We start from the raw sequence: 14,422 nt of genomic DNA, 5'->3' as shown, positions 1-14,422 counted from the left end.
CGGTCACCGGGCGCGCGGGATGACCAACGCGTCGACAGCCACCACCCCGCAGGGCGACACGATCACCGGGTTGGCCTCGGCGGCGTCGAGGTGCTCGCCGAGTTCCATTGCCAGCTGCGAGAATCCGACGACAGCATCGGCCAGCGCGTCGATGTCCGCCGCGGGTGCGCCACGCCAGCCCGCGAACAGCGGCGCGCTACGCAACGAGCGCACCAGCTCGCCGGCCGCCTCGCGGCTGACCGGCGGACAGGCGACCGCGCGGTCCGCCAGCAGCTCGACCAACGTCCCGCCTGCGGCGACCACGAGCATCGGCCCGAAGTTGTCGTCGCGCACCACACCCAGCGAAATCTCCACGCCCGCAGGGGCCATCGCGTCAATGCTGACGTCAGGTCCCAGTCGTTCGGCCATCTCCTCGTAGGCCACCCACAGCGATTCGCGGTCACGGATGCCGAGAATCACTCCGCCGACGTCGCTCTTGTGCGCGGTGCCCAGTGTTTTCAGCACCACCGGATAGCCGACGGCTTTCGCGGCGGCCAGCACCTCCGCGACGCTGTGAGCGGGATATGAGCGGGTGACCGGGATGCCGTAGTCGGCCAGCAGCCGGAAGGCGGCCGGCGCGTTCCACTCGGCCGCAGTGAGGGCGGCCGTCCAGCGCTGTGCCCGCTCGGTGTCGATGCGGGGGAGTGCCGTCGAGACCGGCAGCGGCCAGCGGGCCAGGTGACCGAGGGCTGCGATGCCGCTGCGCGCGCCTTCGAGGACTGGAATGCCGTTGCTGCGCAGGCGCGTTGCCGTCGGGCCGTCCACCGCCGACGGTACCGAGGTCAACACCGCCAGCGCGGCGTCGGTGTCGGTGGCGACGTCGAGCATTGCATCGGCGTAGGCGGTGTCGCCGTCGAACTCGGTGACCAAGTCGACGGCCAGTGCGGTCACTGCCACGCCGGGATCGTCGACCAGCGCTCGCAGACAACCGCCGAACAGCGCGCGGGTGTCGGCACCGGTGCCCCAGACGTCCAGGGGGTTACCGGGGGACAGTCCATCGTCGAGCAGTCCTGCGAGTGTGTGCAGCGTCGGTGCGGCGAGTTCGGCGAAATCCACCGCCAACTCGTGGGCCAGGTCGGCGCAGAGCGCACGTTCGGCCCCGGAATCATGCACCGTCGCGATGCCGCGCGCGCCGCCGCGTCGCCGACGGAGAGCCTCGAAAAGTTCGATGGTGTCGACGAATTCGGCCAGGTCGGTGACCCGGATCGCGCCGGTGCCGGCGCAGAACGCCTGCCAGCCGGCCGCGTCGCCGGCGAGCGCACCCGAGTGCGCGGCGACCATGGCGCGCCCGCGCGGGGAATGCCCGACCGGCAGGATCACCACGGGGATGTCGCGCTGCGCGGCACGGCGCAGCCCGGCTCGCAGCCGTCCCACCGACCGGGGTGTCTCCAGCAGCAGGGCGATCATCGTCGTGCCCGGGTCGTCGACGATGTAGTCCACGTAGTCGGCGGTGTCGGTGACAAGCTCCTGGCCGGAGGAGACCGCCATCCGGAACCCGAAGCCGCGAGACGCCCGCAGAATGGTGGAGAACGCCGACCCCGAGTGGGTGACCAGCGAAACACCGCCCGGGGGAAGGGGAGCCGGCTCCAGATAGCCCAGCGCGCGCAGTCCGGTGACATTGTTGACGAACCCCATGCAGCCCCCGCCGCACACCGCCATCCCGGCGTCGGCGGCGATCTCCGCCAGGGCTTGGCGCAGCGGGCCGCCGTGCGCGGAGCCGAAGATCACCGCCGACTTCGCGCCCACCGCCGCCGCGCTTGTCAGCTCGGCGAGCAGGGCGGTGTCGGGCACTCCGAGCAGCACCAGATCGACCGGCTCGTCGAGGGCGGACAGCGATGGGGCACAGGTGATGCCATCGATGCGGTCGTAGCGCGGATTGACCAAGTGCATTCGCGCCGAACTGCGGCGCGCTTCGATGATCATGCGCTCCCCGAAGCTGCCCGGTTTCGCCGAGGCCCCGACGAGCGCCACCGAGCGGGCCTCCAGCATGGCGGCGACGGGGCCCCGCCGGCTGTCGCTCATCGCCTGCGGAAGCGCTTCTTCTTCGTGTCGGCCAGAGCGGCTCGTGCCGCCTGCCAGCCGGGGATACCGCAGACGCCACCGCCCGCGTGGGTGCCGGAGCTGCCGTTGTAAAGCCCGGCGATCGGCGTGCGGTAGTCGGCGTAGCCGGGCGCGGGTCGCATGTGGAACAGCTGCTCCAGGGACAACTCGCCGTGGAAGATGTTGCCGCCGATGAGACCGTACTCCTGTTCCATCTCATGCGGCCCGACGATGTCGCGATGCAGGATCGAGGATTTGAAGCCCGGTGCCACCTGGTCATACAGGTCGATCAGGCGGTCGGTGTAGGCATCCAGCTCCGCGGTGTGCGGTTCGTTCGCCCAGTCCGCGGGCACCCACTGGGTGAACAGCGACATGATGTGTGTGCCATCGGGATTGAGCGTCTTGTCCAGCGTCGTGGGAATGACGCCGTCGCTGAACGGCATCAACGCCGGTTTGCCGACGCGAGCGTCCTGGAATGCCGCCTCGATGTATTCCATCGTGGGCGCCATCTCGACCGAACCGGTGTGGTGCTCGGCCTGCCCGTCGCTGGGATCGGCGGTGAAGTTCGGCAGCTCGGCCAGGGCCAGGTTGATCTTCACCACGCCGCTTCGGGTCTTGAAGTGTTCGATATCGGCGACGAACTCCGGGGGCAGCTCGGTGCGCGGAACATGATCCAGGAAGGCAGTTTTCGGGTGTAGCGTGGTGACGACCAGGGGTGCGCGCAGCTCGTCGCCGTTCTCGAGAGCCACGCCCTCGATTCGCCCGCCCCGCACCAGCATTCGTGAGACGCGGGCCTTGGTGCGGATCTCCGCACCGAAGCTGCGGGCCGAGCGGGCGATGGCTTCCGACACCGCACCCATGCCGCCCTCCGGATAACCCCAGCTGCCGAGCTGGCCGTCACCGACGTCGCCGATGGAGTGGTGCGCCATCACGTAGGCGGTGCCGGGCTCGTACGGTCCGGCCCAGGTGCCGATCACACCGTTGACGGCCAGAGCGCCTTTGATTTGCGGTGATTCGAACCAGTCGTCGAGCAGATCGGCGATGCTCATGGTGAGCAGCCTGGTGACGTCTCCCATCATCCGGGTGGTCATGCCGCGTTGGCTCCAGCCGAGCTTGGCGAGCTCGAAGAGATCCGACGGCTTGTGCGATCCGATGTTGGGCGGCACCTGGGTCAGCAGTGGCCCCATGACGTCAGCGATCCCTTCGAGCCAGGCGTTCCACTTCGGCCAGGTGTCGGCGTCCTTCTTGGAGAACTTGGCCAGCTGCTCATAGGTGCGGGCCGGGTCGTCCTCGTAGATGGTCAGCGACCCACCTTCCGGAAACGCCTGGTAGTACGGGCCCATCGGGTGCACCTTGTAGCCGTGCCGTTCCAGGTTCAGATCCCGCACGATCGTCGGTGGCATCAGGCTCATCACATAGGACAGCCGGGTGACCCGCAGATGCGGCGCGTCCTCCCACGGCGCCTCGGTGGTGGCCGCGCCGCCGAGCGAGCCACGCGATTCCAGCACCACGGTGTTGGCGCCCGAGCGCGCGAGGTAGGCCGCCGAGACCAGCCCGTTGTGCCCGCCGCCGATGACGATGGCGTCGTAGGTGTTCGACATGACGCGTCACTCCCGTTCACCCCACGCGGGGCCTCTTTGACTGACTGTTCAATCTAATCGAGTGTTAGGCTTTCAACAAGAGCCGGCACCGGCGCCGCAGAGGGGAGTACGACGAGATGGCAGATCCCGCACCCGCCACCGAGAACAATGAGGCGAGGCGCATCCAGATGTTGCGTGCCGCAGCGGAGCTCATCTGCGAACGCGGCTTCTCGGAGACCAGAATCTCTGATGTGGCCAAACGGGCCGGGGTCAGCTCGGCGTTGGTGATCTACTACTTCGGCACCCGGGACCGGCTACTGGTCGACGCGCTGCGCCACTCGGAGGAATCGTTCTACGAAGCCGCCGAGCAGATGCTCGCCGAGGTGCCGTCGGTTCGGGAACGGTTGTCCTTGCTGATCCAGTGGACCTGTGTTCCCGAGGCCGAGAACGAGATCCCCGGGGCGTGGGGCCTGTGGTTCGATCTGTGGGCGCAGGCATTCCGGCACGACGAAGTCAAAGCAGGCCGGGTGGAGCTCGACGCCCGCTGGCGCCGGATGATCGTCGACACCGTGGAGTCGGCCGACCTGAAGTCCGACGTCGACGCGAAGATGTTCGCCCTGGAGTTCTCCGCTCTGCTGGACGGCTTGTCCATCCAGGTGGCACTCGAGGATCCGGAAGTCGATTCGAAGGTGGCCTACGAGATCGCGATGCGGTTCGCCGAACGGGAACTTGACCTGCCCCGCGAGAAGCGCACCCTGGTCGCGGCCGGCAAGGGCCGGCGCTCGCGTTAAACCGGGCCCGCGACCAGATCCGCTGCCGGATCCTTGATAACGACCGCTGCACTGCGGGCCAGGACCCGTACCGCATCTGTCGAACACACACAGGTGATGGGCATTCCGGCGTCGTAGGCAGCCGACCCTGGACCGTACCGGTTGGGGACGTCGACGACGAGAGCGGTCGGCTCGCCGACGTCGACGTGCACCTGGGTCGACGCGCCGTGGTAGACGACCTGGGCGACGGTACCGCGGATCACGTTGTGTCCCGGCGATACCGGATCCTCTGCAGACTGCAGGGCGATGCGCTCCGGCCGGATCACGATCGCGGCAGGCCCGGGCCGGCACGAGGCGTCCACCTCGGCGCCGAGACGTGTCGCCAGCGCCGAGCACAGCGCCGCACCGTTGTTGTTCTCCAGCACCTCGGCGTCGAAAATATTGGCCGCACCGAGGAATCCGGCCACATAGGTGGTTGCCGGCGCGGAGTAGATCTCTTGCGGCGGACCGACCTGTTCGACGCGGCCCTCGGCCAGGACGGCGATCTGATCACTCATCGTCAACGCCTCGTCCTGGTCGTGGGTCACATAGACGAACGTGATCTCGACCTCGCGCTGAACGGCTCGCAACTCAAGCTGAAGTTGCTTGCGCAGCTTGGCATCCAGCGCGCCGAGCGGCTCGTCGAGCAGCAGCACCCGGGGCTGCAGCACCAGTGCACGGGCCAGGGCGACGCGCTGTTGCTGGCCGCCGGACAGCTGGGTGGGGCGCCGTTTGGCGAACTCGTGCATCCGGACCAGCTCGAGTGCCTCACCGACACGGCGTTTGATGTCCTGCTTGGGTGCCTTCTGGTAGCGCAGGCCGAACGCCACGTTGTCCCAGACCGACATGAACGGGAACAGCGCGTAGGTCTGGAAGACGGTGTTGACCGGTCGCTTGTGCGGCGGATCCTGCGCGACGTCGCGGCCGTCGAGTTCGATACGTCCGGAGTCGGGCTTCTCGAATCCGGCGATCATCCGCAGTGTGGTGGTCTTGCCGCACCCGGATGCCCCGAGCAGCGAATAGAACTGTCCAGCTGGGATATCCAGGTCTATCCCCGTCACGGCGGGAACGCCGTCGAATGCTTTCGCCAGCTGATGCAGCCGGATGGCGCCGCCGGTCACCGGCGGCCGTCCCGACAGCAGGCGGTCAGGCTGCCACCGCCTCGGCCAGCCGCGCGAAGTTCGCGGCGAACCGGTCGACATCGGCTTCGTCGTGCTGAACAGACAACAACCATTGCTCCACCTTGCCCCACGGTGGTAGGAACACACCGCCATTGTGCTGCATGAGCCAGTGCAGGTGGCCCAATCGGTCGTCGATGTGCAGGAAATCGCGGAAGTCGTGGACCGGCTCGCGCTTGAACGTCACGCAACCCTTGGCTCCGACAGTCACCACGTGCCAACCGTAACCGTGTTCGGACACTGTCGCCTCCAGAGCGCCGCGAAGCCGCTGCGCCAGCGACGCCATCCGGGCGTAGGCCGCCGGTGTGAGCACCTCTGCGAGGGTGGCCCTGGTGGCGGCCATCGCCAGCGGGTTGCCGTTGAAGGTGCCGACCTGTTCGTACCGGCCGTCGGCGATCGCCGACATCACCGCAGCAGTGCCGCCGATCGCGGCGACTGAAATGCCACCACCCAAAGCCTTTGCCAGACAGATGATGTCGGGAACCACGCCGGATGTCGCCGTAATCCCACCCGGGCCGGTGGTGAAACCGGTCTTGACTTCGTCATAGATCAGCAGGGCGCCGTCGGCGTGCAGCAGGTCGCGAATGGCGGCCAGATAGCCGGCATCGGGTGGGATGATCCCGGCGTTCATCATGACCGGTTCCACGATCATCGCGGCGATCTGGCCGCGGTGCTCGGTCAATGCCCGGGCCACCGCCTCGGGATCGTTGAACGGAACCACCACCACCAGATCACGGATCGCCGCCGGGATGCCCGTGTTGCCCGGCACCCCGATCGGGTGCTCGCGCGGACCGACCTGGTCGGCCTCGGGGAGCACCGAGACCTCCACCGAGTCGTGATGGCCGTGGTAGCAACCTTCGACCTTGATGATGAGGTCCCGCCCGGTGACGGAGCGGGCGAGGTGCACCGCGTCCATGGTGGCTTCGGTGCCGGAATTGGCGAAGCGCCACAACGGCAAATCGAACCGTCGGGCCAGCTCCGTCGCGATCCAGATCGCGTCCTCGGTGGGCTGCGCGAAATGCGTACCGCGGCGGACCTGCCTGCTGACCGCTTCGACGATCGCGGGGTGCGCATGCCCGGCGATGGAAGCGCCGTAGCCACCGTGCATGTCGACGTACTCGGTGCCGTCGACGTCGTAGACCTTGGAGCCCGCACCATGGCTCATCCAGACTGCCTGCGGTTGGGCGATCTGCCAGTTCGACGTCGCCCCGCCGGCGAGGTGTTCGCGTGCGCGGCTGATCATTTCGGTGCTGCGTGGCTGGCGCGCCAGGAACACCTTCTCCTGGTCGGCGATCAGTCTGTCGACCGCATCCTGAACCGGGCTCTCGATTGTCGGCGAAGCCACTCCGGGCACCTTCCGCTCGATTAGCGTGCGGACCTGCGAAAAAGCCGTCCGACATCTATTGACTGAGCGTTCAGTCTATGTCAGAGTCCAGGGAGCGATCAAGACTCGAAACCACGGAGGCGCGGATGCCAGCACCCATCGGTCCCGGCCCGAACCGTCGGCAGTTCCTCCAGCGGGCCGCTCTGCTGGCCGCGGGGACTCCTGCGCTCGTGGCATTCCTCGACGCGTGTTCCAAAGGGGGGCAATCAACTTCGGCTCCCACTCTGAAGATCGCCTCACCGCAGAACCCGGTGAAGTGGGACATACCGAATGACAACAAGCCGATCGCGGACGGGCTGGCGCCGGAGAAGGGTGCGACGCTGCAGCTGTACAGCTACGCCGACTACATCGCGCCCGACGCGATCAAGTCGTTCGAGGACAAGTACGCCACCAAGGTGGCGGTGTCGACGTTCAACGACACCGACGAGGCCATCACCAAGATCCGCGGCGGCAACGTCGACTACGACATCTACTTCCCGAGCTACGACCAGATCAGCCGGCTGGTGAACGGCGGCCTGGTCCGCCCGCTCAACCACAGCTATATCGGCAACATCACCAACGTCTGGCCGTTCTTCGCCAACCCCTGGTACGACCAGGAGTGGCGCTTCACAGTGCCCTACACCGTGTACACCACCGGCATCGGCTGGCGCACCGACCAGGTACCCGCCGACATCGGCGCCTTGAAGAACCCCTACGAGTCGCTGTGGGATCCGGCCTACAAGAACAAGACTGCCGTCATCGACGACTGGCACACCGCGATGGCGATGGTGCTGCTGAAGCTGGGGATCACCGACGTGAACACCTCCTCGGCCGACGATCTGAAGAAGCTCGGCGACCAGCTGACCGAGCTGGTGAAGGCGACCTCACCCAAGGTCACGGTCACGATGTACAGCGACCTGCCCGCCGGCCAACTCGGACTTTCGCAGATGTGGTCCGGGGACATCGTCAACGCCGTCAACTACCTCCCGGAAGGAACGGGTCCGGAGATCCTGCGCTACTGGTTCCCCTCCGACGGCAAGGGGCTGGTGGACAACGATCTGATCGTGCTGCTGCGTGGCGGCAAGAACCCGGTGCTCGGGCACCTGTTCCTCAACCACATGCTCGATACCGAGGTGGCCAAGCAGAACTTCAAGCAGATCGGCTATCAGCCGCCGCAGGTGTCGCTGAACCCGGACTCGCTTGTCGCGGAGGGCCTGGTCCCGGAAAACCTGAAGAGCGCGATCGTCCGTCCCGAGTACTTCGATACCGGGTACCGGCTGTTGGAATTGGACGCCAGCAATGATGCTGCCTGGCATAACGTTTGGCGGGCTTTCAAGGCCGGGGGATCCTGACCGCGGTGCCGCGCACGCGCAACAGCCGGCTGTGGCCTCTGCTGGCGATGCCCGGCACGCTGTGGCTTGCGCTGTTCTTTATCGCGCCGCTCTACGTGGTGCTGGCCATCGTCTTCGGCCAAGTCGACCCGATCTTCCGAACGCCCATCCCGGTGTGGAACCCGTTGGAATGGGACTCCTCTCAGTTCGCGTATGTGCTCACCCACATCGTCGGCGCCGACGGTGTCTACGGTCCGGCGCTGGTGCGCACCGCGGTGTACGTCGTGCTGGCCAGTGTCCTGTGCCTGCTGATCGCGTTTCCGGTCGCCTACTTCACCGCGCGGCTGTCGGGCCGGTGGGCGGGGGTGCTGCTGGCCGCGTTGATCGCACCGTTCTGGATCAGCTACATGATGCGAATGCTGGCCTGGGTCAACCTGCTTCAGGACGACGGCATGGTGAACCGGCTGTTCAGCCTGGGCGGCCTGTTCGACGTCAACGTGCACTGGCTGACCGGGCAGCCGGTGGTGGTGGTGCTCGGCCTGGTGTACGGCTATGTGCCATACATGATCCTGCCGCTGTATGCCGGCCTGGACCGGCTGCCCCAGGCGACTCTGGAAGCCGCACGGGACCTGGGCGCCAACAGGTTCGGGTCGTTCTGGCGGGTGACGTTGCCGATGTGCCGGCCGACGATCGTGGCCGCCGTGCTGCTGACCTGCTTGCCGATGCTCGGTGACTACTTCACCTCCGACATGCTGTCGGCGTCCCCGAAGACCGCGATGGTCGGCAACCTCATCAACGACAGCGTGCAGTCGCCCGGCCAGACCGGGCAGGCTGGTGCGTTCGTGATGCTGGTGCTGATCGTGACCGTGGTGCCGATGTTCTACTACGTGCGGGTGACCTCCCGCGGCGACGAGGTGTCCTCATGAGAGGCCCGCTGGCGTGGTGGCGCGACCCGTGGCGGCCGCCGTGGGTCCTGACGGCGGTCACCGCCGGCTATCTGGTGTGGTCGCTGCTGCCGGTGTTGATCGCGGTGGCCTTCTCCTTCAACGACGGCAGGTCGCGAACCAACTGGCAGGGCTTCTCCTTTCGCTGGTACTGGGGTGACGCAACCAAGTCGGTGTGGCACGATGCGTCGCTACACACCGCTCTGTTGCAGACGTTGAAACTCGGGGTGATCACCACGCTGATCACGGTGCCGCTGGGTGTGTTGTTCGCCATCGGCATCGACCGGTGGCGGGGACGACTACCCGCCGGCGCCAACTTGATGATGCTGGTGTCGTTCGTGGTCCCCGAGGTGTTGCTCGCTGTCGCTTTGCTGTTCGTGATGACATCGCTGGCGTTGCCGTTCGGGCTGGGAACTTCGGCGCAGGTGATCGGTCTGGTCACGTTCCAGATCGCTTACCCGGCGGTCCTGGTGCGAGCCCGGCTGGCCACGATCGGTTCCCAATACGAAGAAGCCGCAATGGATTTGGGTGCGTCCCCGATGCAGGCACTGCGGCGGGTGACGGTCCCGATGCTGTTCCCGGCTATCTTCGCCAGTACGGTTCTGGTGTTCGCCGATGTCATCGACGACTTCGTGCTGGTGCGCTATCTTTCCGGAAACTCGGCCACCGAACCGGTTTCGGTGAAGATCTACAACACTGCCCGCGCCGCACCGACCCCGGCGCTCAACGCACTGGCGACTCTGTTGCTGGTCGCGGCGCTGATAGCGGTGACCGTGGGATACCTGGTGTACCGCCGACTGACCCGCGGCGACGACACCGCGGGCGGCGGTATCGCCGCGTTCGCCGGGGAGGCCTGAGCCATGCCATCTCTGGACCTGCGCCGGTCGCCGGACTAGTCTGACTGTATGTTCAAACAGACTCCGGCGCCGGTGCCTGCCGATGGCCTTGCAGCCGCGCTCGCCCCGTTCGGCCAGTCGCGGATGTTGCCGCGCGAGGCCTACGTCGACAGGGCAGTCTTCGAGTGGGAGAAGCACAACATCTTCGGCGGCTGGCATTGCGTGGGCCATGCCGGCGATCTGGATGGTGTCGGCGCCCAGAAGGCGGTCGGCTCTGGTTCGGACGGAATTCTGTTGGTGCGCGGCGAAGACGGCCGGGTGCGTGCGTTCGCCAACGTATGCCGCCACCGCGGTCACGAACTGCTTGCCTGCGGTGCGAGCGCCAAGCGGCGCGGCATCATCTGCCCCTACCACTCGTGGTCGTACAAGCTGAACGGCGAGCTGCGCAATGCGCCGGCCTTCGACGGCGTCGGCGGCCCCGACCCGGTCGAATTCGGTTTGACCGAACTGGCGTTGGTGGACTGGCACGGTTACCTCTTCGTCGATCCCAGCGGCAGCGACGGCGATTTCGCTCTCCACATCGCGGGACTGGAAGAGGTCGTCGGCCCCTACCGGACCGAGGATCTGACGGTCGTCGCGCGGCACTCCTACGAGTTGGAGACCAACTGGAAGGTGATCGTCGAGAACTACCAGGAGTGCTACCACTGCTCGACGATTCACCCCGAGCTGTCCAAGATCAGCCCACCGACCAGCGGCGAGAACATCGACCTGCCCGGCGACTGGATGGGCGGCTGGATGGGCATGATCGACGAGGCCGAGACGATGTCGCTGAACGGGCGAAGCGGCGGCGTGGCGATCAAGGGCCTGTCCGACCACGAGCTGCGCACGGTGATGTATCTGGTCGGGTTCCCCAACCTGCTGGTGAGCCTGCACCCCGACTATGTGATGACCCACCTGATGACACCACTGGCCGTCGACCGCACCCATGTGGAATGCGCGTGGGCCTTCCCCAAAGAAGCATTGGACAAGCCCGGTTTCGACCCGTCGTACGCGGTGGACTTCTGGGACCTGACCAACCGGCAGGACTGGGCGGCATGCGAGTCGGTGCAGCGCGGGCTGAGTTCGCCGCACGCAAAGCCGGGCCCGCTGGCACCCGACGAGGACGGCGTCTACCAGTTTGTCACCCGGGTCGCGCGGGCCTACATGGGATCTCGCTGATCGCGTCGGGCTGGTAGCGTCCGCAATGGCCAGCACTCTGCCCGCCGACCCCTCGTTTGAGCAGCTGGTGTCGGAAGTCCGCGCCCTGCACCGCGAAGGCCCCCGGCCACTGTCGCTGGACGACGCGCACCAAGCGATTGCCCGCCGGTACGGGTTCAGCGGCTGGCCCGCGCTCGTCGAGTTCATGGCGATCGCCGACCAACTCGCGGTGCACCCCGGTGGCATCGACCCGGCTACGTTGGGCGTAGCCGACCAGTTCTGCTCACTCGCGTCATTGCGCTACGACCACACCGACGCCCCACCACGCTGGCAGGCCGCTGCGGCATTGCTCGAGTCCAATCCTGCTGTGCCGCAGCATCATGTGTGGGCCGCCGCGTCGGCGGCCGACCCGGTGGCACTGACCCATCACCTGGAGGATCAGCCGGAACTGGTCACCACGCCCGGCGGACCTTTCGGCTGGGTACCGCTGCTGTATCTGTGCTATTCACGGGTCCCGCTGCCGCACAGGGAAACTGATGTCCTGGCCGCGGCCAGTGTGCTGCTCGACGCGGGCGCCGATCCCAACGCCGGCTATCTGTGGCGCGCCCTGCCGACACCGTTCACGGGGCTCACCGGAGTGTTCGGCGAAGGTGAGCAGGGGCCCGGGCGTCAACCCCGGCAACGGTTTGCGACCGCCTTGGCACGCCTGCTGCTGGAGCGCGGTGCCCATCCCGCCGACCAGCAGACCCTCTACAACCGGATGTTCCGCGCCGACGATTCGCACCTCGCGCTGCTGTTCGACCACGGCCTGGCCGACGCCGGTCCGAGTCCGTGGGAACAGCGCCTGGGTGAGGCGATGGAGACCCGCGACCAGATGTGGCAGCGCCAAATCGACTGGGCCGCCGAGCATGGCTTCGCAGACCGGCTGGCCCTGCTGGCTCGCCACGGGATCGACGTGTCGGGGGCCGAGCTGGTGCACCCGCCGTTTCCCGACGACCCGAACGTCCGCGACGCCGACGGCGCCACGCCGCTGCATCACGCGGCGTGGAGCGGCGACCTGGACCTGATCCGTCGGCTGCTCGACGCCGGCGCGGACCCGGACCTGGTCGACTTTCGCTATGGGACGACGCCTTTGGGCTGGGCGCAGCACGCCTACCAGACCGACGCGATCGACTACCTGGGCAGCTGGCAGACTCACACGCTGTGACCACGAAACGAGCCTTGATACTGGCCGGCGGCGGTATCGCCGGTATCGGCTGGGAGACCGGCATTTTGCGCGGGATCGCCGACCGGTCGCCGGATACCGCGCAGAGCCTGCTCGACTCCGATGTGCTGGTCGGAACCTCGGCCGGTTCGACCGTCGCCGCACAGATCAGCAGCTCGCTGTCGCTGGAGGCGCTCTTCGAACGCCAGACGGCGGAACCCTCCTCGGAGATCGACCCCGGGGTCGACATCGAGGAGATTTCCGCGCTGTTCCTCACGGCCATGGCCGAACCCGGCGAGCTGACCGAGAAACTCCAGCGGATCGGACGCATCGCGCTGGACACGCCCACCGTCGGTGAAGCCGTGCGCAGACGCGTCATAGAAGCGCGACTTCCCGAACATCGTTGGCCGGACCAGGATCTGCGGATCACCGCCATCGACACCGCTACCGGGGAACTGGTGGTGTTCGACTCGTCGTCGGGGGTTGACCTCGTCGACGCCGTGGCTGCCAGCTGCGCGGTGCCCGGTACCTGGCCGCCGGTGACGATCGGCGACCGGCGCTACATGGACGGCGGTGTCAGCAGCTCGGTCCACACCGCGGTGGCCGCCGACTGCGCGACGGCTGTTGTGCTGGTGCCGGCGAGCGAATCAGCGCCGTCGCCGTTCACCCACGGCACCGCGGCCGAGATCGCCGGCTTCGGTGCGCGAACATTCGCCGTCTTCGCCGACGACGCCTCCCTGAACGCCTTCGGTCCCAACCCGCTGGACCCGCGCTGCCGGATCCCGTCGGCGCTGGCCGGACGCGAGCAGGGCCGCCGGGTGGCGGCGGCCGTCACGGAGTTTCTGGCGTGATGATGATTTCCGGACCGATGTGGCGGTAGCCGTCCAGCGCTTTGACGGCCAGTTCGCGACCCAGCTCAATGATCTCGGCGGCGCGGTGGAAATCCAAACTGCGGCAAGCGGTTCGGGGCACCTCGATGAGCAGGTCCGGGGGATAGGCCGCCATCTGATGGCGAGCCAGTGCGGCCTGCGCGATGTCGATCGTGCGGTTCATCACCGCGAAGCTGCCCAGCTTGGGGATCGCAGCTTCACGTGAGCTGTCGATCAGCTGATCATCGCTGCTGGGCTCGACGTCGTCGCCGTCCTCCGACACCGAACTGGTTCCGAAGCGGCTCAGCATCGACCTGGCCGCGGGAGTGTCCAGAAGCGAACGGGCGGTGTTGGTGTCCAACAGTGCCGACGTGCTGCGCAACAACCGGCCGAGCCATTCGGTGCTGGCGGCGGATTCCGGAGCTTCGGTGTCCTGGCTGCCTTCCGGGTCGGGCCCGGACAGGCTGATCGCGATCGTCAGATCGGCATTGACGGCGGCGATCGGGGCCAACGGCAGCGGGTCGAGGATTCCGCCGTCGGCCAGCAGCCTGCCGTCGAGCACGTGCGGTGCGATCACGCCGGGGATGGCGATCGAGGCGCGGATCGCGGCGTCGACCGGACCGCGCTGCAGCCACACCGATTTCCCCGCGATGAGGTCGGTGGCGACTGCCGTGTAGGGGATCGGCAGGTTCTCGATGGTGACGTCGCCGAGGATGTCCCGGACCGCGTCGAGGATCTTCTCGGCGCGCAGCACGCCGGCCGCGGTGATCGACGGATCGAGCAGCCGCAGCACAGCTCGTTGCGTCAACGTCTGCGCCCACTTTGCGAATTCGTCGAGCGACCCGGCCGCGTGCAGGCCGCCAACCAGCGCGCCCATCGACGATCCGGCGACACCGACGATCTCGTAGCCGCGACGGGTCAGCTCGTCGATCACGCCGATGTGCGCGTATCCGCGCGCACCGCCGCTGCCGAGCGCCAGAGCGACCCGGGAGTTGGGGGTTTGGTCGGGCATGGGGTCCATTCTGCTCACCG

The 14,422-nt window shown here is 67.2% G+C and carries 12 protein-coding genes; 7 read left to right on the top strand and 5 right to left on the bottom strand.

Features of this window, described 5'->3' with window-relative positions; all coding sequences use genetic code 11:
- Nucleotides 1-3 precede the first annotated feature (3 nt).
- Together CRM90_RS20920 and CRM90_RS20915 are read right to left on the bottom strand one after the other, a co-directional pair.
- A complete protein-coding gene (locus CRM90_RS20920; RefSeq protein WP_102808854.1) occupies nucleotides 4-2,061 on the bottom strand; it encodes an acetate--CoA ligase family protein in 2,058 nt (685 codons plus the stop codon).
- On the bottom strand, nucleotides 2,058-3,680 hold the full coding sequence (locus CRM90_RS20915) for a phytoene desaturase family protein (protein ID WP_102808853.1): 1,623 nt from the start codon (nucleotides 3,678-3,680) through the stop codon (nucleotides 2,058-2,060). The genes CRM90_RS20920 and CRM90_RS20915 overlap by 4 nt, the downstream gene beginning before the upstream one ends.
- Before the next feature lie 116 nt (nucleotides 3,681-3,796).
- Between CRM90_RS20915 and CRM90_RS20910 the strand changes: the two genes are divergently transcribed.
- Nucleotides 3,797-4,450, top strand: a complete 654-nt coding sequence (locus CRM90_RS20910; RefSeq protein WP_102808852.1) for a TetR/AcrR family transcriptional regulator — start codon at nucleotides 3,797-3,799, stop codon at nucleotides 4,448-4,450.
- Here CRM90_RS20910 and CRM90_RS20905 read toward each other — a convergent pair.
- Together CRM90_RS20905 and CRM90_RS20900 are read right to left on the bottom strand one after the other, a co-directional pair.
- Nucleotides 4,447-5,589, bottom strand: a complete 1,143-nt coding sequence (locus tag CRM90_RS20905) for an ABC transporter ATP-binding protein (protein WP_102808915.1) — start codon at nucleotides 5,587-5,589, stop codon at nucleotides 4,447-4,449. The genes CRM90_RS20910 and CRM90_RS20905 overlap by 4 nt on opposite strands.
- 25 nt (nucleotides 5,590-5,614) lie before the next feature.
- Nucleotides 5,615-6,991, bottom strand: coding sequence for an aspartate aminotransferase family protein (locus CRM90_RS20900; RefSeq protein WP_233209428.1), 1,377 nt, complete (start codon nucleotides 6,989-6,991; stop codon nucleotides 5,615-5,617).
- A 125-nt stretch (nucleotides 6,992-7,116) separates the two neighbouring features.
- Between CRM90_RS20900 and CRM90_RS20895 the strand changes: the two genes are divergently transcribed.
- Genes CRM90_RS20895 through CRM90_RS20870 form a run of 6 tightly spaced genes read left to right on the top strand, consistent with a single transcriptional unit; the run spans nucleotide 7,117 to nucleotide 13,372 of the window.
- A complete protein-coding gene (locus tag CRM90_RS20895; protein WP_102808850.1) occupies nucleotides 7,117-8,361 on the top strand; it encodes a polyamine ABC transporter substrate-binding protein in 1,245 nt (414 codons plus the stop codon).
- A 5-nt stretch (nucleotides 8,362-8,366) separates the two neighbouring features.
- Nucleotides 8,367-9,266: an ABC transporter permease gene (locus CRM90_RS20890; RefSeq protein ID WP_233209427.1), complete on the top strand. Its 900-nt coding sequence runs from the start codon at nucleotides 8,367-8,369 to the stop codon at nucleotides 9,264-9,266.
- On the top strand, nucleotides 9,263-10,141 hold the full coding sequence (locus CRM90_RS20885) for an ABC transporter permease (protein ID WP_102808848.1): 879 nt from the start codon (nucleotides 9,263-9,265) through the stop codon (nucleotides 10,139-10,141). Before CRM90_RS20890 ends, CRM90_RS20885 begins: the two co-directional genes overlap by 4 nt.
- Before the next feature lie 48 nt (nucleotides 10,142-10,189).
- Nucleotides 10,190-11,338 carry an aromatic ring-hydroxylating oxygenase subunit alpha gene (locus CRM90_RS20880; protein WP_102808847.1) on the top strand — a complete coding sequence of 383 codons (1,149 nt, stop codon included), beginning with the start codon at nucleotides 10,190-10,192 and terminating at the stop codon, nucleotides 11,336-11,338.
- Nucleotides 11,339-11,363: 25 nt separating this feature from the next.
- Nucleotides 11,364-12,524 carry an ankyrin repeat domain-containing protein gene (locus tag CRM90_RS20875; protein WP_102808846.1) on the top strand — a complete coding sequence of 387 codons (1,161 nt, stop codon included), beginning with the start codon at nucleotides 11,364-11,366 and terminating at the stop codon, nucleotides 12,522-12,524.
- Entirely contained in the window at nucleotides 12,521-13,372 is an 852-nt protein-coding gene (locus CRM90_RS20870) for a patatin-like phospholipase family protein (RefSeq protein WP_199189976.1), read from the top strand. Before CRM90_RS20875 ends, CRM90_RS20870 begins: the two co-directional genes overlap by 4 nt.
- Here CRM90_RS20870 and CRM90_RS20865 read toward each other — a convergent pair.
- Nucleotides 13,353-14,402, bottom strand: coding sequence for a patatin-like phospholipase family protein (locus tag CRM90_RS20865; protein WP_102808845.1), 1,050 nt, complete (start codon nucleotides 14,400-14,402; stop codon nucleotides 13,353-13,355). The two genes, CRM90_RS20870 and CRM90_RS20865, sit on opposite strands and share 20 nt — an antisense overlap.
- Nucleotides 14,403-14,422: the final 20 nt, after the last annotated feature.

Source organism: Mycobacterium sp. ENV421, assembly GCF_002887815.1.
Lineage (GTDB): Bacteria > Actinomycetota > Actinomycetes > Mycobacteriales > Mycobacteriaceae > Mycobacterium.
Note: the sequence above shows the minus strand (reverse complement) of the source record. Positions and strands in the feature narration are given on the sequence as shown.

What these genes read in the sequence shown, in the direction of transcription:
- CRM90_RS20920 (WP_102808854.1), bottom strand. Translation starts at nt 2,061, where the DNA reads ATGAGCGACAGCCGGCGGGGCCCCGTCGCCGCCATGCTGGAGGCCCGC.
- CRM90_RS20915 (WP_102808853.1), bottom strand. Translation starts at nt 3,680, where the DNA reads ATGTCGAACACCTACGACGCCATCGTCATCGGCGGCGGGCACAACGGG.
- CRM90_RS20910 (WP_102808852.1), top strand. Translation starts at nt 3,797, where the DNA reads ATGGCAGATCCCGCACCCGCCACCGAGAACAATGAGGCGAGGCGCATC.
- CRM90_RS20895 (WP_102808850.1), top strand. Translation starts at nt 7,117, where the DNA reads ATGCCAGCACCCATCGGTCCCGGCCCGAACCGTCGGCAGTTCCTCCAG.
- CRM90_RS20885 (WP_102808848.1), top strand. Translation starts at nt 9,263, where the DNA reads ATGAGAGGCCCGCTGGCGTGGTGGCGCGACCCGTGGCGGCCGCCGTGG.
- CRM90_RS20880 (WP_102808847.1), top strand. Translation starts at nt 10,190, where the DNA reads ATGTTCAAACAGACTCCGGCGCCGGTGCCTGCCGATGGCCTTGCAGCC.
- CRM90_RS20875 (WP_102808846.1), top strand. Translation starts at nt 11,364, where the DNA reads ATGGCCAGCACTCTGCCCGCCGACCCCTCGTTTGAGCAGCTGGTGTCG.
- CRM90_RS20865 (WP_102808845.1), bottom strand. Translation starts at nt 14,402, where the DNA reads ATGCCCGACCAAACCCCCAACTCCCGGGTCGCTCTGGCGCTCGGCAGC.